The sequence below is a fragment of the Actinomyces sp. zg296 genome, from assembly GCF_009829695.1.
Classification (GTDB): domain Bacteria; phylum Actinomycetota; class Actinomycetes; order Actinomycetales; family Actinomycetaceae; genus Actinomyces; species Actinomyces marmotae.
The window spans coordinates 32,847-53,735 of sequence record NZ_VWPG01000002.1 but is presented as its reverse complement, the minus strand read 5'-3'; the positions used below and the strand labels follow the sequence as shown (position 1 = coordinate 53,735).

General features: G+C 69.7%; 15 protein-coding genes and 1 pseudogene. 11 read left to right on the top strand and 5 right to left on the bottom strand.

Features of this window, described 5'->3' with window-relative positions; all coding sequences use genetic code 11:
- Positions 1 to 12 precede the first annotated feature (12 nt).
- The 5 genes from GVV76_RS00620 (at position 13) to GVV76_RS00600 (ending at position 8,034) form a co-directional block, all read left to right on the top strand.
- Positions 13 to 597, top strand: coding sequence for a methylated-DNA--[protein]-cysteine S-methyltransferase (locus GVV76_RS00620; protein WP_159624170.1), 585 nt, complete (start codon positions 13 to 15; stop codon positions 595 to 597).
- A 123-nt stretch (positions 598 to 720) separates the two neighbouring features.
- Complete coding sequence (locus GVV76_RS00615) at positions 721 to 2,766, top strand: alpha-amylase family protein (RefSeq protein WP_159624168.1); 2,046 nt, start codon at positions 721 to 723, stop codon at positions 2,764 to 2,766.
- 540 nt (positions 2,767 to 3,306) lie between these two features.
- Positions 3,307 to 4,590 (top strand): CAP domain-containing protein, encoded by a 1,284-nt coding sequence (locus GVV76_RS00610; RefSeq protein ID WP_159624166.1) that lies wholly within the window; start codon positions 3,307 to 3,309, stop codon positions 4,588 to 4,590.
- A gap of 575 nt (positions 4,591 to 5,165) precedes the next feature.
- Entirely contained in the window at positions 5,166 to 6,812 is a 1,647-nt protein-coding gene (locus tag GVV76_RS00605) for a DUF262 domain-containing protein (RefSeq protein WP_159624164.1), read from the top strand.
- A 7-nt stretch (positions 6,813 to 6,819) separates the two neighbouring features.
- Entirely contained in the window at positions 6,820 to 8,034 is a 1,215-nt protein-coding gene (locus GVV76_RS00600; protein ID WP_159624162.1) for a type II toxin-antitoxin system HipA family toxin, read from the top strand.
- Between the two features lie 149 nt (positions 8,035 to 8,183).
- Here GVV76_RS00600 and GVV76_RS00595 read toward each other — a convergent pair whose 3' ends face one another.
- Together GVV76_RS00595 and GVV76_RS00590 are read right to left on the bottom strand one after the other, a co-directional pair.
- Positions 8,184 to 9,092 (bottom strand): polyphosphate polymerase domain-containing protein, encoded by a 909-nt coding sequence (locus GVV76_RS00595; protein WP_236263126.1) that lies wholly within the window; start codon positions 9,090 to 9,092, stop codon positions 8,184 to 8,186.
- Between the two features lie 81 nt (positions 9,093 to 9,173).
- A complete protein-coding gene (locus GVV76_RS00590) occupies positions 9,174 to 9,887 on the bottom strand; it encodes a DUF4956 domain-containing protein (protein ID WP_159624161.1) in 714 nt (237 codons plus the stop codon).
- Between the two features lie 596 nt (positions 9,888 to 10,483).
- Between GVV76_RS00590 and nrdH the strand changes: the two genes are divergently transcribed.
- From nrdH to GVV76_RS00565, 5 genes are all read left to right on the top strand, one after another.
- Positions 10,484 to 10,729: a glutaredoxin-like protein NrdH gene (gene nrdH, locus GVV76_RS00585; protein ID WP_159624159.1), complete on the top strand. Its 246-nt coding sequence runs from the start codon at positions 10,484 to 10,486 to the stop codon at positions 10,727 to 10,729.
- Between the two features lie 14 nt (positions 10,730 to 10,743).
- Positions 10,744 to 11,154 carry a class Ib ribonucleoside-diphosphate reductase assembly flavoprotein NrdI gene (nrdI, locus tag GVV76_RS00580; RefSeq protein ID WP_159522410.1) on the top strand — a complete coding sequence of 137 codons (411 nt, stop codon included), beginning with the start codon at positions 10,744 to 10,746 and terminating at the stop codon, positions 11,152 to 11,154.
- A complete protein-coding gene (gene nrdE, locus GVV76_RS00575) occupies positions 11,139 to 13,295 on the top strand; it encodes a class 1b ribonucleoside-diphosphate reductase subunit alpha (protein ID WP_159624157.1) in 2,157 nt (718 codons plus the stop codon). The genes nrdI and nrdE overlap by 16 nt, the downstream gene beginning before the upstream one ends.
- Positions 13,296 to 13,332: 37 nt before the next feature.
- Positions 13,333 to 13,923 (top strand): DUF1349 domain-containing protein, encoded by a 591-nt coding sequence (locus tag GVV76_RS00570; protein WP_159624154.1) that lies wholly within the window; start codon positions 13,333 to 13,335, stop codon positions 13,921 to 13,923.
- A 126-nt stretch (positions 13,924 to 14,049) separates the two neighbouring features.
- A complete protein-coding gene (locus tag GVV76_RS00565; protein ID WP_159624152.1) occupies positions 14,050 to 15,162 on the top strand; it encodes a hypothetical protein in 1,113 nt (370 codons plus the stop codon).
- A gap of 5 nt (positions 15,163 to 15,167) precedes the next feature.
- On the opposite strand, the gene GVV76_RS00560 is transcribed toward GVV76_RS00565, so the two are convergent.
- The 3 genes and pseudogenes from GVV76_RS00560 to GVV76_RS00550 form a co-directional block, all read right to left on the bottom strand.
- Entirely contained in the window at positions 15,168 to 15,488 is a 321-nt protein-coding gene (locus tag GVV76_RS00560) for a thiamine-binding protein (protein ID WP_159522418.1), read from the bottom strand.
- Positions 15,489 to 15,563: 75 nt separating this feature from the next.
- Positions 15,564 to 16,266: pseudogene (locus tag GVV76_RS00555) on the bottom strand (phosphoribulokinase).
- Between the two features lie 13 nt (positions 16,267 to 16,279).
- Positions 16,280 to 17,353 (bottom strand): LacI family DNA-binding transcriptional regulator, encoded by a 1,074-nt coding sequence (locus GVV76_RS00550; RefSeq protein ID WP_159624150.1) that lies wholly within the window; start codon positions 17,351 to 17,353, stop codon positions 16,280 to 16,282.
- A gap of 222 nt (positions 17,354 to 17,575) precedes the next feature.
- Here GVV76_RS00550 and GVV76_RS00545 point away from each other — a divergent pair, with 222 nt between their 5' ends.
- The gene (locus tag GVV76_RS00545; protein ID WP_159624148.1) at positions 17,576 to 20,818 is read left to right on the top strand and encodes a glycoside hydrolase family 2 TIM barrel-domain containing protein; all 3,243 of its coding nucleotides are present in this window, start codon (positions 17,576 to 17,578) and stop codon (positions 20,816 to 20,818) included.
- Positions 20,819 to 20,889 lie beyond the last annotated feature (71 nt).

Below are 20,889 nucleotides of genomic sequence, written 5' to 3'. Positions count from 1 at the left end.
GAGGATAGGGGCATGGCGCGACCTCTACGGGACCGGGACGGGCTGACGGCCTCCGTGGTCACGGTCCCCACCCCGGACGGGCCCTTCACGATCATCGCGGGCAGCGCCGTGCTGGCCTCGGGGTGGACCGAGGATCCCGCCGGGCTGCTCGCGCTCATCCACCCCGGCCTGCGCCCCGGGCGCCTGGAGGAGGCGCCGTCGGGATCCGCTCCCGGGGCCCTGGCCCAGGCACTCCCCGCCCTGGAGGCCTATTACGACGGCGAGTTGGGTGCCCCCGCCCAGGTGCCGGTCCTCCAGCGCTCGGGCCCCTTCCGCGAGCGGGCCTGGGAGGTGCTGCGCGGCATCGGCCCGGGGCGCCTGGTGAGCTACGCCGAGTACGCCGCCCTGTGCGGCAGCCCCCGGGCGGTGCGGGCCGCGGCCGGCGCCTGCGCCTTCAACGCCGCCGCGCTCTTCGTCCCCTGCCACCGCGTGGCCCGCGCCGACGGGTCCCTGGGCGGCTTCCGCTACGGGCTGGCGACCAAGCAGAGCCTGCTCGCCCGCGAGGGCCGCCGGGCCCAGGAGGTCGACGCCGAGTATTCCCCCCGGCGATGGCGCTGAGCCCCACCGGCCCCGCTGCCGCGTACTGCGCCCAGCGCGCGTGCGCGCCGGAGTCCCGCGGCCGGCCGAGGCCGAATAGTGGATCGGCTGTTGCGAAAGCCCAGCGTAGGGAATCATGGTTGCATGACCTCCCAGCGCCGCGCCCCCGAGACACAGCCCGTCCTCACCCCGCTCGCCGGGATCCCCGACGAGGTGTCCCAGGCCATCGTCGCCCCCCTGGTGGGGCTCAGCCCCACGGAGCAGGAGATCTTCACGACCCGCCTGGAACGCTGGTACCCCGATGTCATCGACGGCCTGGTCACCCTCTACGGCGAGCCCCGAGCGACTCGGGCGGCCACGATCCTGCTGACCGAGGCGGCAGCCGCCTACGCCCAACGCAGCCCCGAGCTGCGCCACCTGGACCTCCAGCGCATGCTCAACCCCTCCTGGATCCAGGACCCCTCGCGCATCGGCTACGCCTGCTACACCGAGCGCTTCGCCGGGAGCCTGCGCGGCGTGGAGGACCGCATCCCCTACCTGCGCGAGCTCGGCGTCAACTACCTGCACCTCATGCCGCTGCTCACCCCTCGTCCCGGGGACTCCGACGGCGGCTACGCCGTCGCCGACTACCGCTCCGTCCGCCCGGACCTGGGCACCATGGACGACCTCGAGCACCTGGCGGGCTCCCTGCGCGGGGAGGGCATGAGCCTCGTCGTCGACCTCGTCCTCAACCACGTGGCGGCCGAGCACGAGTGGGCCCGGCGCGCCCGGGCGGGGGAGAAACGCTACCAGGACTACTTCTTCCTCTTCCCCGACCGCGCCGAGCCCGACGAGTACGAGCGCGATCTGCCAGAGGTGTTCCCGGACTTCGCCCCCGGCAACTTCACCTGGAACGAGGAACTCGGCTCCTGGGTGTGGACCACTTTCAACTCCTTCCAGTGGGACCTCGACTGGCGCAACCCCAACGTCATGGAGGAATTTGTCTCCATCATCCTGGAACTGGCCAACCGCGGCGTCGAGGTGCTGCGCCTGGACGCCATCGCCTTCACTATCAAGCGCAAGGGCACCGATTGCCAGGGCCAACCCGAGGTCCACGCCATCACCCAGGTGCTGCGCGCCCTCACCCGCATCGCCTGCCCCGCCATCATCCTCAAGGCCGAGGCGATCGTGGCCCCCACCGAGCTCGTGCAGTACCTCGGCCAGGGCCGGTACACGAACAAGGTCTCCGACCTCGCCTACCACAACTCCCTCATGGTGCAGGTCTGGTCCATGCTCGCGGCGCGGAACGCGGTGCTCGGCGCCCACGCCCTGCGCCACCTCCCCGCCGAGTCCCCCAACTCCACCTGGATCACCTACCTGCGCTGCCACGATGACATCGGCTGGGCGATCGACGACGGCGACGCCGATGCCGTGGGCCTGTCCGGCTACTGGCACCGAGCCTTCCTGTCCGACTGGTACACGGGCCTCTACCCCTTCTCTGATGCGCGGGGCCTGGTCTTCCAGCACAACCCGGTCACCGGGGACCGCCGCATCTCCGGCACCGCCGCCTCGCTCATCGGCCTGGAGTCCGTGGCTGAGGCCTGGGAGGGAATCAACGACCTCACCCCCGAGCACGAGGTCGACTCCCTGTGGCGGTGGCGCGAGGAGCGCATCAACGCCCTGCGCATGGCCAACGCGATCCTCTACGGATGGGGCGGCGTCCCCGTCATCTGGTCCGGCGACGAGCTGGCCCAGTTCAATGACCCCAACTGGGACACCGAGCCCGGCCACGAGACCGACTCCCGCTGGGCGGGGCGCCCCCGCCTCGATGAGCGCCTCATGGCCGGCCGCTGGGACCGCTCAACCATCCAGGGCCGCGTCTTCACCGACCTCGTCCACATGGGGCGGGTTCGCGCCTCCCTGCCCGTGCTCAGCGCCGACGTGCGCACTCAGGTGGCCCCCCTGGATGACGACGGCGTGCTCGTCACCTTCCGCGACCACCCGCTGGGCAGTTTCGTGGGCGTGTACAACGTGACGCCGGACTGGAGGAGGATCCCCGCCTGGCGGCTGGCGGAGCACGGCGTGCTCGGCGCCGCCGACGCTCTGACGGGGACGGTCCCCTCGGGCGCGGCGACTCTCGAGGGCGACGGCGACGGCATGGTCCCCGTCCCGCCCTACGCCGCCTGGTGGCTCGTTCGCCCCACCGACTGAGCGCCCGCCTGAGCCGCGTCGGCTCCCGCGTCACTCCCCGGTCTCCTGGCCGTTGCGGAAGAATCACGATGGCGCCCGGCTCGGGCCCCTCGAAGGGGCGCGAGCCGGGCGTCATCGCGCCCTGCCCATCTCGCCGCGATCACGGGGCGCGGTGGGAGGCATCCGCGCGGCGCGCTCGCGGTCCTGCGGCGGCGCCGGCGTCTCCCAGGTCATTGGTGAACCGTGATGAATACGAGTCCGCCTCGCGATGAATGAGGGTGACGGGAATGTCGCCGAGTGCTGTCGGCGATTCGTTATCCGGGCGCGTTTCATCACGGGGGAATATCGATATTCGAGTGGCCGGGGCGCTGCTACCATCGGCCTTGTCCGGTCGCCCGGAGTTCAGGATTCCGGATCCCCGCGACCGCTCGCATTCATTCCCCGCTCCTGCTATCCCTTTCCCTCCCCTGAGAGATCCCCATGTCCTCCTCCTTGAAAGAATCCCGACGCGTCTCGTCGTGCGGATCGCGGCTGGTAACCGCGCTCGCCTCTGCCCTCCTGGTGGGATTGACCGTGGTGCCGGGCGCGGCGGCCTCGATCATGCCCGCGGTCGGCGCCCTTTCCGCCCCCGTCGTGTCGGATTCCAGCCAGACCAATCCCAAGGATCATCGTGCCACCACGGTGATCTCGGGGGAGGGCTCCGCCGCCAAGAAGGTCACGGTCTCACCCTCCGTCAACGATGTCCCCGAGGGCACGGTTGCCGACGATGACGCGCTGGGCTGGTCGCGGTCCGCCATCGCCGTCTACGAGCAGCAGATCCTTGACCGTGTCAACCAGCTCCGAGTCGAGCAGGGGCTCAACCCGGTTAAGCGCGCGGTCAGGCTCGACGCCGTCGCGCGTGCCTGGAGCGCCCATATGGCCTCCTACGGTGTGGGATCGAATAATCTTCCCAAGGGGTTCCACCATCACACCATAGAGAATGGGGCCCCGGAGAACTTCTGGGACCTGTATCCCTCCGGCTGGGGTGGTGGATCAGAGAACATCGCCTGGCAGTACTACTATGGGCATAAGAATGGCAACCAAGGGTACTCGCTGTTCAATCAGTGGCTGCATTCCCCGGGCCATCTGGGGGCCATGCTCGATCCGTCCTTCACGCATATCGGCATCGCCGTCCACTATTGCGCTGCCACTCACTCCTGGTATGCCACCCAGAATTTCGCGCTGTACCGCAATCCCGCGAGCGTCGGCGCCCTGACTCCGGCCGCCGGCTCCCAGGTGGGGGCGTCGAGGAACTCCTTCTCCGGCTCCAAGCCGGCGGCCGCGGCCCCTGCGCGCCCCGCGGCCGCCGGCCAGGCGACGGGCTGGATCCGCTCGGGTGCGACCTGGTTCTACATCGACCCGTCCACGGGCGCCAAGGCCACCGGATGGCGCTTCATCGGCGGCTCCTGGTACTTCCTGCGTCCCGACGGCGCCATGGCCACGGGCTGGGTGGCTGACGGCGGGAAGTGGTACTTCATGGACGGCTCGGGCGCGATGCGCACGGGCTGGGTGGCTGACGGCGGGAAGTGGTACTTCATGGACGGCTCGGGCGCGATGCGCACCGGCTGGGTGGCTGAGGGCGGGAAGTGGTACTTCCTGCGCCCCGACGGTGCCATGGCCACGGGCTGGGTGGTCGACGGTGGTCACTGGTACTTCCTGCGCCCCGACGGTGCCATGGCCACGGGCTGGGTGGCTGAGGGCGGGAAGTGGTACTTCCTGCGCCCCGACGGTGCCATGGCCACGGGCTGGGTGGCCGACGGCGGGAAGTGGTACTTCCTCGATGCCTCGGGCGCTTGGGCGCGCTGAGCCGTATCGCCGTCCTGCTGCCAGCCCCGTGCCCGCTGCCTGAGGGGGCGGCGGGCACGGTCCCTATCCCCGCCGGAACGAACTGAACCCGAATCGTTATTCGCTCACGGTGGCGGACATGCTCGCAGGTCAGTCGCCCAGCGTTATCAGAAGGTGATCGATTCGCGGGAAAAAGGGATAGATGTAGTTGCTGATTCGTGATTTTTCGGGTGTCATTCGTCAGCGATCTGTGCCAGCATAGTTTCCGCTTCGGCGTGATCCCCCTCCTCGCCGCAGCGCATCCCTATCCTCATTGAGGATCGGTGAACGATGGGCAATCCCATGAACAAGGCCCGGGCGACTGCGGCCATGGCCGACGCCGTTCTCGGCGTCGGCCAAGCCGCCGGAGACCGCCAAGCCTGAGGACCCCAAGACCGGCTGGATCAACGGCGCCAGCGCCGGGTACTTCAAGAGCGCCTCCGGCGCCCGGCTCACCTGGCCTCCGCGCATACGAGTTGTGCGCACTCAGCCGGGGCCCTCCGCGCGGGGCCCCATCGCCCGAGGATCGTGTCGGTGCGGCCTGGCATGATGGGCACATGGACGAGTCCCAGGCGACCTCCCGGGCGGAGAGTTACACCATCCGCGAGTTGCACGCCCTTGTGCGCGCGGGGCGCATCCGCGTGCCCGAGTTCCAGCGCTCCTTCCGGTGGGAGACCAAGGATGTCCTCGACTTATTCGACTCACTCCTGCGGGGCTTCCCCGTGGGCAGTCTCCTGCTGTGGAAGCGGCCGGCCGAGGCCGCCCGCCTGCGGATCGGCGCGCTCGACGTCGATGCCTCGGAGGTGCCCGACGCCCTGTGGGTGGTCGACGGCCAGCAGCGCATCACAAGCCTCGTCAACGCGGTGGACCCGGACGGCGGCCGTGATCGATGCTTCGCCCTGGGCTACTCCCTGAAGACCGGGAAGGTGGTGCGGCGGCGTGATCCAGAGGAGGACCTCGTGGTCCCCCTTCCCGACCTGTTCGACCTCGGCCGTGCACTCGCCTGGCTGGGGGATCATCCTGAGGCGGCGGAGTCGGCCGACCGCCTTCAGGGAGCGGTCACCCGGCTGGCTGGTGTGGAGATCGCGGCGACCATCATGCATGACGCTGAAGAGAGCATCTTGAGGGAGGTCTTCGACCGCATCAACAATAGCGGCAAGCCGCTCAGCGACGCCGAGGTGTTCGACGCGCTTCACGGAGGCCCGGGCAAGGGCCTGACTATCGAGGGCATACGGGCCTCTGTCGCCTCCCGAACGAGTTTCGGCCTGCTTCCGCGCGCCGCAGTCGTCCAGGCGCTCCTCGTGCGTCGGCGCACGGATATCACCCGGAATCCGCGCGGCGAGTTCTCCGAGTCCCGACGCCGGGTGAGCGACTTCCCAGGCGAGAGCGAGGAGGAGGCCTACCAGGGCACGGAGGCGGCGCTGCTCGCGGCTGTCCGCTTCCTCCAGGGGCAAGGCGTACCGCACTGGACCTTCCTGCCCTTCCGATTCCAACTGCTGGTCCTCACCCGCTTCTTCGCGCTCTTCCCCAGAGCGCATGATCGCAACCTCGATTTGCTCGGCCGTTGGCTGTGGCGCACGAGCGTGGGCGCCGATGAGCTCGGGATCAGCGGATCCCAGGCCGATCTGCGGAGCATGGCTGCCTGCCTCGTGGCGGGTCAGGAGTCGGACTCCGTCCAGCGCCTCCTCGCCGCGGCCCGCCTGGAGCATGAGCCGCCATTGCCGGACGTGAGCGTGTTCCGGGCCACCCGCTCCGACTCCAAGGTCATCGCCAGCGCGTTGTGGAGCCTTGAGCCCACCGATCTGCGCACGGGTGAGCCCATGACGGTTGAGGCCCTCGCGGACATGCTGGCTTCCAGTGGCACGCCGAGCGCGGCCCTGACGGAGCTCGTGCCCGCCGATGCCCTCGACGAGGGCGCCTCAGTCGCCTCAGTGGCGGCGAATCGGATGATCTCAGGGCTTGATCGACGGACGGTCATGGAGTTCCTGGGGGACGGCGTTAAGCGCTTGGGTTCCCTCCTCCTGACCGAGGAGATCGTCGCATGCCTGCAGAACAACGACGGCGCGAAGGCGATCCGGCTTCGGGGCGACCTTCTTGACGAGCATCTGCGCCGCTTCGTGGCTGTGCGGACCGCCCTCGGCTACGAGGACACCCCGCCATTGGACGCGATCCTCCACCCCGACGATCCCGCGTCTGCGGGGTGAGGCCCGGATGAGGGAGGAGATCTACGCGGTCGCTCTTCATGGGGAGCGCGTGGGCGTGCTGCGAAGGCGGGACGCCTTCACCACGTTCGTCATGGATGCCGACTACTGGGACCAGCCCGGTCGGAGCGTGCTCGGGCAGTGGTTCGAGGAGCACCGACGGGCCCGCCCCCAGGCAAGGAACAGCCTCCCCGCATGGTTCTCCAATCTCCTGCCCGAGGGTCGTCTTCGCGACCTCATCGCCGGTGAGCAGGGCGTGAGCGCTTACGCGGAGATCGACCTCCTCTCCCGGATCGGTGGCGACCTGCCCGGTGCCGTGGTCATCTCCCTCGAAGATGTGGCGGAGTTGGAGTCGGGCTTTGAGGAGATGCCCAGAGGCGAAGCGCCTGCTCTGGCAGTGGTGGGGCCCAAGCGGGCGTCCCTGGCCGGTATGGCGCTCAAGTTCTCCGTGCGCCGGAAAGGGGACCGCCTCGCCATCCCCGTCCATGGTGAGGACGGCGACTGGATCCTCAAGACGCCGGACCCCCAGTACCCCGGGCTCCCCGCCAACGAGCACGCCACCATGCGCTTGGCCGGTCAGGTCGGCATCGACGTTCCCCAGACCGCGCTGTGGGATCGCTCCTCCATCGAGGATCTCGGTCCGGGGGCCTGGCCCACCGAGGAGTCCCGGGCATACGCCGTCCGGCGCTTCGACCGCAGCGAGCAGGGGCGCGTGCACATCGAGGACTTCGCCCAGGTTCTCGGGAAGCACGGCATCGGGAACTTGAAGTACCGATCCGATGTGCGGTGGACCGCCGTGATCGCCTACCGCGGCCATGACCGCGCCTCATTGCGGGAGCTCGTGCGCCGCACCGTCTTCAACCTCCTGGCGGGCAACGAGGACGCGCACCTGAAGAACTGGTCCCTCATCTACCCCGATCGCCGCACCGCCCGGCTCTCGCCCGCCTACGACCTCGTGTGCACCGCGCCGTACTTGCCCGACCCGGAGAACCCCACACTCGCTCTCCCCTTCTTCGGCGAGAGCTCTTTCAACGATGTCACCCGGGGGCTCTTCGCCCGGCTGCAAAAGGAGCTCCGCGTCGGGGATGAGGACGTGCTCGACGTCGTCGATGAGACCGTTGAGCGCTTCCGCGAGGCCTGGGCCGCCGGCCCCGACCTGCCCGACGCCGCGGCCGCCTGGATCGCCGCGCACCTGGACCCCACGTCGCGGCGGCTCTCAGCGTGAGTTCAGCGGCGTCGGGCCCGTGACCTCATCGCCCCGTGAACGCCCCGGCCCCTGACCCCGAGTGGTGGCGCGACGCCGTCGTCTACCAGATCTACCTCCGCTCCTTCGCCGACGCCGCCGCCTGGATCTGAGTGCCCTCCTGAGAGGGCTCAGCCCCCACCGCCAGGCGCTGCCGGGGCTCTTCCCGGGGCAAAGTCCCCGGAGCCTCCCGCGCCGGCCGCTCCGGCCAGATCGTTCTTGATGACCCGGTGCCACTTATTGGCGGGCAGGTCGCGGTTGAGCAGGGCCAGGCCGGTGGCGTACTTCGAGATCTTGGCCGGCCGGTGCCCCAGACCCCAGAGGAAGCGGTCGGCGGGCGACGGCGTCCCGGGGCTCTTCGTCTCGATGATCGCCTGCTGCCCGGCGGGCCTCGCTGCGCCCCGGATCGCGCCTGTTGCCGAGTCGCGCGAGGCCCGCATAGGCGTCCAGGCCAGGCGCGTGTCGATGGTGGAGCGCGCCTCAGCCTGCGGCAGGTGGAGGGTGATGCGCTCGTAGGTGGTGCCCATGACAGGCGTGAGCGCGGTGGCGGTCCGCTCCGCCTCGTCCCGTGCCCGGCACACGCCCGAGCCGAGCAGGAGTTCGGCGACGAACGCGCGCCCCTCCGGGGTGAGGCGGTCGGCGTCGTCGAGGGCCCAAGGGATGCGCTCCTTGATGGTGGCGCCGCGGGGCCCCCGGGTCTTGACCTCGAGGAAGCACAAGTCGGAATCGAGGTAGGAGCGGGTGCGCACCTTGAAGCGCCGCCGGCGCTTGCGGGCCGTGAGGTAATACGCGGCGAGATCGGGGGTGTCGAAATAGGTTGAGGCGTAGGCGAAGGAGCGCTGCCCCTTGATCTCCAGCGCCCGGGACCTGCCCGCGATCCTAGAGGCGAGCGCGTCCAGGAGGCCCTGCGCCGCCTCGATGGGCACGATGTACTTGCGGTCCATGCGGGTCAGGAGGTCCGCAGTGGCGTTGAGCTCGTCGAGGCTGATCGCATCGAGGGTCCCCGTGCTCAGGGCGGGATGCGGTGCTGCGGCGGTCATGATCCTCTCCTGTCTGGGGTGTGGCGGCGGGCTGGTATGGGCGTACGGGCCGAGGCTCGGACGCGGCGGGGCGCAGGGGTGTCACTCCCCGGGCGCGCCGGGCGCGGTGGTGAAGGGGAATGGCGCGCCGACGGGCGTCCCCGCGGGGGCCTGCGGGCCGGTCATGGGGGCCTGCGGGCCGGTCATGGGGGCCGCGATCCCCGCGGACCCGCTCCAGCCGCTCAGGTGGGCCGTGGCCGCGCCGGAGCGGGGAAGGGTGTAGCGGACATCCACGAGCGTGGTGTCATTGACGAGGTCGAGGCTCTGGACGGTGAGGCTGCGAACAGTTCCTCCCAGGAGCGATGCCAGGTGCGTCTTGAGTTCGGCTTCGTTGGGGATGGCGCGGTCCACGGTGATGATCTGGTGGCGGTTGCGCCCCAGGAGCGCGGGGTGGTCGCCGATCCACAGGGAGACGACGACGAGCGCCATGAGCGCGGCGACCATCGCCAGTGACGCAGTTTGGATCCCGCCGAGGAGGCCGAGCGCCAGAGCGGCGAAGAAGTAGGCGACCTCGTGCTGCTCCAACTCGGTGGAGCGCAGGCGGATGATGGACAGCACGCCGAAGAGGCCCAGGCCCAGGCCTGCGGCCACGGACGCCGTCGAGAGCAGGAGGGTGACCGCCAGAACGCCAATGTTGACGCCGATGTACGCGGCCACGAGGTCCTTGCGGTGGTGCCGGCGGGAGTAGAGGGCGCCCACGAGGATGCTGAGCGCGGTGATGTCTGCAGCCATATAGGCGAGGGAGAGGGCGGTCATGAGAAACACTCCTCAGTGTCGAAACTGGCTGATGAGGACTGGTGAAATGCCATGATCCCATGGGCAACCTGTGAGAACAGTGAGAGCGCGCATGAGATTCGCCCCAAGGGCCGGGCCCGCGATGAGCCAGGTCCGAGCCGTGGGACGCGGGAGGGGCGACACGCCGACGCCGCGCTGCGACGTGGATGACTTTTCGATCTCGATCCCCAGGGTGGGGAGGCACCTGGCGAGCGGCGCCTGCCGCGGCTGTGGCTAACGCCCCCGGATTCGTGTCAGACCCCCGCGGCAGCATGGTGACGCGGGTTCGAAGGGGTCGGGGCCCATCGTCCCCGGGGCCGTCGGGCAGCGTCGTCCACCGGCTGTCCACAGGCCTCGGCCCGCTGTCCACAGGGAGGAGGAGTGCTATGCACAGCATCGTGGTGGACACATCATCTTGGGGCGGTGGACCACATCCACCCCTAGGGGTAGTGTTTAGAGCGGCGAGGGACCCGTGCCCTCCCGAGAATGACAACCGTGTGGTTACGCCCGTGGAACCTCCTCATCGCAGTGAGGTCGGGGCGGCCGCAGGGGGCTCCGATCAAGAGGAAGGCCCAGCCATGCCGATCACCGTCTACAGCAAGCCCAACTGCTTCCAGTGCACCGCGACCTACCGCGCCCTGGACAAGGCCGGCCTGTCCTACAGCACGGTGGACATCTCCGTCGACGCCGAGGCCCTCGAGCAGGTCAAGTCCCTCGGCTACGCCCAGGCCCCTGTCGTCATCGCCGGTGGGGAGCACTGGTCCGGTTTCCGCCCGGACAAGATCAAGGGCCTCGTCGCGGCCGCTGAGGCCGTCGCCATCTGAGCCGGCGGCGAGTCGTGCCTGACGCGCCCCTCCTCGTCTACTTCTCCTCCGTCTCGGAGAACACGCATCGCTTCGTCGGGAAGCTCGGCTTCCCGACGAAGCGGATCCCCCTCCTTCCCAAGGAGTCCCCCCTGAGGGTTGACGACGAGTATGTCCTCGTCGTGCCGACCTACGGTGGTGGCGCCGTGAAGGGGGCGGTGCCCAAGCAGGTCATCCGCTTCCTCAACGACGAGCACAACCGATCCCTGTGCCGCGGCGTCATCGCGTCCGGCAATACCAACTTCGGTGAGGCGTACGGCCTTGCCGGGGACATCATCGCCAGCAAGCTCGGGGTGCCCTACCTGGACCGATACGAGTTGCTCGGCACGCCCACCGACGTCGATCGCGTCGCACAAGGATTGGAACAGTTTTGGCAGAAACGCTGACGGACACCGGTCTGGAGCCCTCTGGGGACCCCGAGCTCGACTACCACGCGCTTAACGCGAAGCTCAACCTCTACGACGCGAACGGCAAGATCCAGTTCGACGCCGATCACGCCGCTGCGCGTCAGTACTTCCTCCAGCACGTCAACCAGAACACCGTGTTCTTCCACGACCTCGAGGAGAAGCTCGAGTACCTCACCGAGGAGGGCTACTACGAGAAGCACATCCTCGACAAGTACGACCCGGCCTTCGTCAAGAGCGCCTTCAAGGCCGCCTATGCCCACAAGTTTCGCTTCGAGACTTTCCTGGGCGCATTCAAGTACTACACCTCGTACACGCTCAAGACCTTCGACGGCAAGCGGTACCTGGAGCGCTTCGAGGACCGCGTCACGATGGTGGCCCTCGCCCTGGCCGACGGCGACGAGCAACTCGCCCTGGACCTCGTCGAGGAGATGATGACCGGCCGCTTCCAGCCGGCCACCCCCACCTTCCTCAACGAGGGCAAGGCTCAGCGCGGCGAGCCCGTCTCCTGCTTCCTCGTGCGCATCGAGGACAACATGGAGTCCATCGCCCGCGGCATCAACTCCGCCCTCCAGTTGTCCAAGCGCGGTGGAGGCGTCGCCCTGCTGCTGACCAACCTGCGTGAGATGGGCGCTCCCATCAAGCGGATCGAGAACCAGTCCAGTGGCGTCATCCCCGTCATGAAGCTCCTGGAGGACTCCTTCTCCTACGCCAACCAGCTCGGCGCCCGCCAGGGCGCGGGCGCGGTCTACCTGCACGCGCACCACCCGGACATCATGCGGTTCCTGGACACCAAGCGCGAGAACGCCGATGAGAAGATTCGCATCAAGACCCTCTCGCTCGGCGTCGTCGTCCCGGACATCACCTTCGAGCTCGCCAAGAACAACGAGGACATGTACTTGTTCTCCCCTTACGACGTCGAGCGCGTCTACGGGGTCCCCTTCTCGGACATCAATGTCACCGAGAAGTACCGCGAGATGGTGGACGACGGCCGGATCAAGAAGAAGAAGGTCAACGCCCGCGTCTTCTTCCAGACGCTGGCCGAGATCCAATTCGAATCCGGATACCCGTATGTCATGTTCGAGGACACGGTCAACAAGGCCAACCCCATCAAGGGCAAGGTCGTCATGTCGAACCTGTGCTCCGAGATCCTACAGGTCTCCGAGGCCAGCGAGCTTAACGAGGACCTTTCCTACGCCCATGTCGGCAAGGACATCTCCTGCAACCTGGGCTCCCTCAACATCGCCAAGACCATGGACTCCCCGGACTTCGCGCGCACTATCCGCACGGCCGTGCGCGGGCTGACCGCCGTCTCGGACCAGACGCACCTGCCCAGCGTTCCCTCGATCGACCGTGGTAACCACGAGTCCCACGCCATCGGCCTGGGCCAGATGAACCTGCACGGCTTCCTGGCGCGCGAGTCCATCTTCTACGGCAGCGAGGAGGGATTGGACTTCACCAACGTCTACTTTGCTTCCGTCCTCTTCGCGGCTCTGGACGCCTCCTGCGACCTGGCGATCGAGCGGGGCCAGACTTTCGTGGGCTTCGAGGACTCCGCCTACGCCAGCGGCGAGTTCTTCACCAAGTACACCACGCAGGACTTCGTCCCCGTCACGGAGAAGGTCAAGGCCATCTTCGACGCCTCCAGCGTGCGCGTGCCCACCCGCGAGGACTGGGCGCGCCTGGCCGTCAAGGTCAAGGAGCACGGCCTGTACAACCGCAATCTCCAGGCGGTGCCGCCCACCGGCTCGATCTCCTACATCAACGGCTCGACCTCCTCGATCCACCCGATCGTGGCCAAGATCGAGATCCGCAAGGAGGGCAAGATCGGGCGCGTTTACTACCCGGCTCCCTACATGACGAATGACAACCTGGAGTACTACCAGGACGCCTATGAGATCGGCCCGGAGAAGATCATCGACACCTACGCCGCGGCCACGCAGCACGTCGACCAGGGCCTGAGCCTCACGCTGTTCTTCCCCGACACCGCGACCACCCGCGACGTCAACCGCGCCCAGATCTACGCGTGGCGCAAGGGCATTAAGACGCTCTACTACATCCGCCTGCGCCAGGCCGCCCTTGAGGGGACTGAGGTCCAGGGCTGCGTGAGCTGCATGCTGTGAACGACGGCGGTGGGCTCACGGCAGGTAGGTTGGCGCCATGACTCGGATCACTTGGGACCAGGGGCGTTGGACGCACGAGCCGGCGCGTGCCGAGGTGAGCGGCGGCGACCTGCTCGTCACCGCCGTCGAGGGCTCGGACGCCTGGCGGATCACCTCCTACGGATTCATCCATGACTCCGAGCACGCCCTGCTCGCCGCCTTTCCCGATGACTGCGCCGTAGAGGTCGAGTTCACTGCCGCTTTCCGCGAGCAGTTCGACCAGGCGGGCGTCTTCGTGCGCCTCGACGACGAGCACTGGGTCAAGGCCGGCGTCGAGTACGCCGATGGCGCGTGCCAGGTCGGCGCCGTCGTCACCAGCGGCTCCTCGGACTGGTCCGTCGCCCCCGTGCCCCGGTGGCGCGATCACCGGGTGCTCGTGCGGGTCTCCCGCAGCGGCGGCGCCATGACCGTGCGGGCGGGGCTCGTCGGCGCCGACGGCGCAGCCGACCTGCAGCTCGTGCGAGTCCTTCCGATTCCCGCGGGCGCCCGGGCTGAGGCGGGACCGCTCGTGTGCTCGCCGACCCGCGCGGGTCTGACCGTGCCGATTCACGCCTGGAGGCTCACCGAGCCCGATGCCTCCCTGCACTGACCCGGGCTGAGAGCGAGCCCATCCCGCCGCCTCGGCCGCTCCCAGCGCGGGCGCGCGGCCCCCACCCCGGGGGCGTGGGCATCGCGCCCCATCGACCTCGTCGCGCCCACTGGACACCATGTCGTTATGGATGCTCTGCTCCGCCGACGTCCGGTCTTCCGGACCGCCGTCATCGCCGCCGCCCTCGTGCTCGCGGCTCTCGTCCTCAGCGGCCGTGGGACCGGTGGGGCTCCGGAGGACCCCTTCGAGGGCCGCGAGATGCCCTTTGACTGGAGGTCCGCCCCGGCCTCCACCGCCTCCACGTCGGGGCGGGCGCCGGATCAGACGATGGGCCAGGCCCTTGAGGACGCCCTGGCCGAGCACGCGGACGAGCTCGTCTCCTTCCGCGTCCGCAGCTCCGGAGCCTCCCATGTCAGCAGGTTTAGCGTGCGCCTGGTCCCGCGCGAGGGCCTGGCCACCGACGACCTCCTCGCCCTCGTCGACGACGTTCGAACCGCCTTCTCCCAGAACCTTCCCCCTGAGGCGACGGGCGAGCATCCGAGCGTCAACGCGGTGCTCAAGGTTCTCGTCGAGATGACGGGCGTGATGGACGTGCCCATGGCCCTGGAGATCACCGGCTCCGGGCAGTCCGCTGACCACGGCGCCGAGGCGCGGGTCATCGACGCGGCGCGGACCGTGGACACTCGAGGGGCCCGGAGCGCGATCGTCACCTCGGAGGGCGTCGTCACCCTGACCTACCCTGACGAGGACTCCCTACGCGAGGGGATGGTCGCCCTCGTCTCCGCCCCGCCCACCGGCATGCGGTCCGTCGTCTTCAGGACCGAGACCCGGCGGTGGAAGGTTCGCGTCGTCGTCGAGCCCGGGGACCCGTCGGCGGGTGCCTTGCCGGGCATGGTGGGGCGGATCCTGGACGCCCACGATCCGTGGATCCCCCAGCTCGCCGATGAGCTCGAGCTCCACACGAAGGGCCACGTCCTGACGGTGGGCGGCCTGCGCGGTGACGAGGATGGGCCCGACGCGGACACGGCCGTGGACATCCTGCGCGCCGCCGACGACTGCGGCCGGACCCCCGTCGTCCTGCACGCGGGCGACGCCACCCACCCGACCGGATACCTCGCCTACGCCTGCGTGGGCGGGCGGCTGGAGGTTGACGAGAGCGCCGCGCTCAGCAGCGCCTTCACCAAGCCCGTCAACAACCCCGGGCCGGCCGCGGACCTGCTGGAGGAGGCGCGCCGGTGACCGGCTCAGCCGACGTCGTCGCGCCCCCGGCGCAGGTGCTCCTCCACCCGCTCGACCTTCGCGGTCAACTGGCCGGTGAAGCCCGGTCGGATATCCGCCTTGAGGACAAGGCTGACGCGCGGGCTCACCTCGCCCACGGCCTCGCAGGCGCGCTTGACCACCGCCATGCACTCGTCCCACTCGCCCTCCAGGGTGGTGAACATCGACGTCGTCTCGCATGGCAGGCCCGAATCGCGGCACACGCGCACGGCGCGGGCGACAGCAGCGGACAGCGACCCATCGGGGTCGTCGGTGGTGGAAGGGGACACCGAGAAGGCCACGAGCATGATGCCAGCGTAGGCCGTTGCTCAGCGGGCCGAACCGGTTTCGATCGTGATATCGACCGGTTTCGATGCTGTTTTCTACCGGTCTCGGTGGGAGGGTGGGGCGCAGGTCCAGAGCTCGTCGCACCGGGGGGGCGCTGGCCTCCACCAGCGCGGCGTTGGGAAGATCGACGACGCGCACCCAGTGCGCCGCGGCGACGCGGTCCCTCCCGAAGCTCATGTGCCGCGCCACGAGCCGGGCGGCCAGCTCCTCGATCCCCACCACCAGCATGATGAGCAGGTCGATGCGCTCACGCGCGGCCTGCCACCCGCCGTCCGCCAGCGCCAGGTAATTCCCCTCCGTGACGACCACGCCGCCCCCGGACACCCGCGTGCCCGCGGCCACCGGCTCATGCAGGTCGCGCCGGTAGACCGGCGCCAGCACCTCCTCGCCGCGCCGCACCCGATCCAGGGCCGCCAGGTAGCCGCCCACGTCGAAGGTGTCCGGAGCGCCCTTGCGCCCATGGCGCCCCAGTTCGTCGAGCACCGCGTTGGACATGTGGAAGCCATCCATCGGCACCTCGCCCGCCAGCGCCCCCGCCTTGGCCAGGAGCCCCGTCAGCTCGCGCGCCGTCGTCGACTTCCCGGATCCCGGCGCCCCCGTGAGCCCCACGACCAGGCGCCCACCCGGATCGCGCTCGACCCGCCGCGCCAGGCGTTCGGCCAGGTCGGAGACGAGCCCGGCGGCGGTGCCGCTGCGGGTGATCGGCGGGGCACTGGACGCGTCGGCCTTGGGCAGCATGACTCGATTGTGCTCACACCGATGGCGCGCTCGCACGCCTCAGCCGTCTCCGCCCGCCGCCCACCCGTGCGCTCGGGGGCGCCGTCGAGCCCCGTAGGACGAGCTCGGTGGGGATGATGACGCTCCGCGAGCCATCCCCCACCCCGGAGGCCACTTGTTCCAGGACGAGGCGCACCATCTCCCGCCCAAGGCGCTTGAAGTCCTGGCGGACCGTCGTCAGCGGCGGGAAGCTGAACTCGCCCAGATCCAGCCCGTCGAAGCCGACGACGGACACGTCGGCCGGCACGGAGCGCCCCTGTTCGTGCATGGCGCGGATGAGGCCGAGCGCCATCTCGTCATTCGCGCACAGCACGGCCGTCACCCCGGGGTCGGCGGCCAGGCGCAGGCCCGCTCGGTACCCGGACGCCGCGCTCCAGTCCCCGGGCAGCGGCTCGGGCACCGGCGCGCCGGCCTCCCGCAGGCTCGCCGCCCATGCGGCGCGGCGGATGAGCGCGGATTGCGAGCCCTCGGGGCCGGCCACGTGATGGACGGCCCGGTGCCCCAGGGCGAGCAGGTGACCGACGGCCTCGCGCACCCCGCCGGCCTGATCCGCGCTGGCCGAGGGGTAGTGGCCCATGAGCGCGGAGTCCGAGACGGCCACGGGCATGGTCGGCGGCAGGGCGAGGTGCTCGCGCCCCGCCCGTCCCGCCTGGACGACGACGAGCCCGTCGATCGCCTGGTGGGTAAGCCGGACCGCCGCCGCGCGCATGTCATCGGACTCGGGCCGCTCCACTTGCGCGAGGCTCACCGCGTAGCCCGCGTCCGTCGCCTCCTCGACGACGCCCGCCGTGGTCAGGGCCTCACCGGTGCGCTGGATCTGCTGGGTGAGGACGCCGATGGTCTTGAAGGAGCCCAGGCGCAGCGCCTGAGCCGCGCGGTTGGGGGAGTAGCCGAGCTGGCTCATGGCCCGTAGAACGCGCTCGCGGGTGGCCGGGCGAACATTGCTGGCGCCCATGGACACGCGGGAGGCCGTCTGCGTGGAGACGCCGGCCAGGCGGGCGACATCGCCGAGCGACGGCGCCCCCGAACTCCTGCTCCCACCGGCCATGGCGCGAGGCTATCAGGGGCGGGTCCCGGCATTCTGGCACCCGTTCATGGGGACGTTCCCATGGGGGAGCCGAGGCGATGACCGATGCCCTGACGTGCGCGGAGACAGTCTCTTTCCTGTGTCGCGAGTCGCTCGCATGATAACGTCAACATTGAAGGGCTCGAACGGGACGCGTCGGAGCGGCCCGGCCCCAAGGCCGCCAGTCGCAGGAGACCGCAAGCGATGATCATCCCCCGACACTATGAGGACCTCGGCGTCCTCCATGAGAACACCCTCCCTGCCCGCTCCTACTACGTCCCCGCCTCCACCCCGCCCGACCCCAGCCCCTGGAAGCGCCAGGACTCCGACCGCTTCCAGCTCCTGTCGGGCACCTGGCGCTTCGCCTACCTGCCATCGGTCCACGACCTCACCACTCCCTTCTGGGAGGGCCAGGCCGCCCCGGGCGCAGCCGCCGCCCTCGACTTCGCCGAGGTGCCCGTGCCCAGCACCTGGCAGCACACCGGCTACGACCACCACCAGTACACCAACGTCCGCTACCCCATCCCCTTCGACCCGCCCCGCGTCCCCCAGGACAACCCCTGTGGCGCCTACCTGCGCGAATTCGACTACGCCCCCATTGTCGAGGCCCCCTGCGCGCACCTCGTCTTCGAGGGCGTCGACTCCTGCTTCTACGTCTGGCTCAACGGCGCCTACGTCGGCTACAGCCAGGTCTCCCACGCCACGAGCGAATTCGACGTCACCGAGCACATCCGCCCCGGCGCCAACCGCCTCGCCGTCCTCGTCCTCAAGTGGTGCGACGGCACCTACATGGAGGACCAGGACAAGTTCCGCACCAGTGGCATCTTCCGCGACGTCTACCTCCTGTCCCGCCCGCGCGCCTCCCTCCTCGACTACGCCGTCACCACCACCCTCGGCGACGGCGACAGCGCTCCCGCCGCCGTCGAGATCCGGGCCTCCTACCGGGGTGGGGCCGTCCCCACCAGGGCAGTGCTCACGGACCGCGACGGCGTCAAGATCGCCTCGGGCGCCTTCGAGCCCGACGTCGTCCCGGCAGCGGGCGCCACCGGCGCTGAGGCGGTCGACGACCAGGCCGACGCCCCCTACACCCACCGGCTGCGGCTGGAGGTCCCCCATCCACATCCCTGGACCGCGGAGGACCCCTACCTCTACACCCTCACCCTCATCACTCCCGGCGAGTCCATCGCCGACCGCGTCGGCCTGAGGGAGGTCAGCGTCGACGGCGTCGTCGTGCGCCTCAACGGGCGGCCCATCACCCTGCGCGGCGTCAACCGCCATGACTCCGATCCTGTCACCGGGCCCGCCGTCGCCCTCACCCACATGCAGCGCGACCTGCGGCTCATGAAGGAGCACAACATCAACGCGGTGCGCTCCTCCCATTACCCGAACGACCCCCGCTTCTACCAGCTCTGCGATGAATACGGCCTCTACGTCATGTCCGAGGCGGACAACGAGAGCCATGGCGCCCAGGCCCGCTTCCTTGCCGACCCCTCCTGGGACAACCAGGTCGAGCACTGGAACGAGCCCATCGCCGACAACCCTGAATGGATCGGGGCCACCGTCGACCGCATGCGCCTGTGCGTCCACCGGGAGAAGAACCGCCCCAGCGTCATCGCCTGGTCGGCTGGCAACGAGTGCGCCTACGGATGCACTTTCGAAGCGGCGCTGGCCTGGGTCAAAGGCTTCGACCCCACGCGCCTGACTCACTACGAGAGCGCCATCCACCGCAGCTCCAGGCGCGCCTACGACTACTCCGATCTCGACCTCTACTCGCGGATGTACCCCAGCCTCGACGAGATCCGCGCCTACCTCGACTCCGGCCCGGACAAGCCCTTCCTCCTCGTGGAGTACTGCCACGCCATGGGCAATGGCCCCGGCGACCTTGAGGACTACTGGGAGATCATCCGGGCCGATGAGCGCATGTGCGGCGGATTCGTCTGGGAGTGGTGCGATCACGCCGTCGCCGCCGGCACCGCCCCGGACGGTCGCGCCATCTACCTCTACGGTGGGGACAGCGGCGAGCGGGTCCATGACGGCAACTTCTGCGTGGACGGCCTCGTCTCACCGGATCGCGTGCCCCACTCCGGGCTCGCCGAGCTCAAGAACGTCCAGCGCCCCGCGCGCGTGGTCTCCTACGACGCTAAGGCCGGTGCCCTCACCCTGCGCAACGAGCTCGACCACACCGACCTGGCCTCCTACGCCCGCGTGACCTACGAGCTCACCCGCGACGGCGAGAGCCTGGCCAGCGGGGACATCCCCTTGACGGCTCCCATCCCGCCCCACGGCGAGGCCCGCCTCCCGCTACCCCTGAGCATCCCGGACACCGGGCGCTGCCACCTTGTCATCACCTACCGTCTCGCCCGCGACGAGCCCCTTCTCCGCGCCGGCCACGAGCTCGGATTCGATGAGGTCGCCCTGCCCGGCGCGGATCGCCGCCACCGGGCGGTGGCCGCCCTGGATGAGCGCCCCGCCCCGCAGGGCCCCGTGACCGCCACGCGCAGCGGGGCGCGGATCGACGTCGTCGCCCCCGGGCTCACCTGCTCCTTCGATACGCGCACCGCCCTGCCCACGAGCATCCGCGCCGGCTCGGCCGAACTCCTGGACCGCCCGGCCGAGCTCATCATCTGGCGCGCCCCCACGGACAACGACCGCCATATCCGCGCCCAATGGGAGCGTGCCGGCTACCACTGGGCGACGGCGCGCGCTGAGGGCCTGCGGGTCGTGGAGCCCTCCGGGGAGGGCTGCGTGGTCCTGAGCGGTGAGATCGCCATGGTCGCCCCCGCCCTCCAGCCCGCCCTGCGCGGCACCATCACCTGGACCGTCCGGGCCGACGGCGATATCGACCTCGCGCTCGACATGAGCCGCGCCGAGGGATTCCCTGCCCTTCCGCGCCTGGGCCTGCGGCTCTTCCTCCCAGAGGGGATGGACCGGGTCTCCTACTACGGGCTGGGCCCTGGCGGCGCCTACGTCGACAAGCGCCGCGCCAGCCGCCACGGTGAGTTCACCGCGGCCCTGCGTGAGCTGCACGAGGACCACATCAACCCCCAGGAGAACGGCAGTCATGCCGACTGCGACTACGTTGCCGTCGTCAGCGGTGATGGGGCGGGAGGGGTGGCGCCGGGCGGGCGGGGCCCCGGACTGACCGCCATCGGCCGCAGCCCCTTCTCCTTCAACGCCTCCCCCTACACCGCGGAGGAGCTGACGGCCTGCCGCCACAACACCGAGCTCGTCGAGTGCGGCTCCACGGTCCTCACCCTCGACGCTGCCATGGCGGGCATCGGGTCGAACAGCTGCGGGCCCGTCCTGGCCGAGCGCTACCGGGTGGCCGAGCGCGACCTCGCCCTGACCTTCACCCTGCGTCCGAGCCGCCATGATCATCGCGACACTTGCCATCCCCTCGTCACTGGGGGACGCGGCGAGGAGGAGCAGGCCAGCTCGCGGGAGTAGTGAGCGCCACGGCGGCGGGCCCGCGGCGCGGGCTGGGCGCCGCCGGGCGCCGTCGTTAGCATGGGCGCACC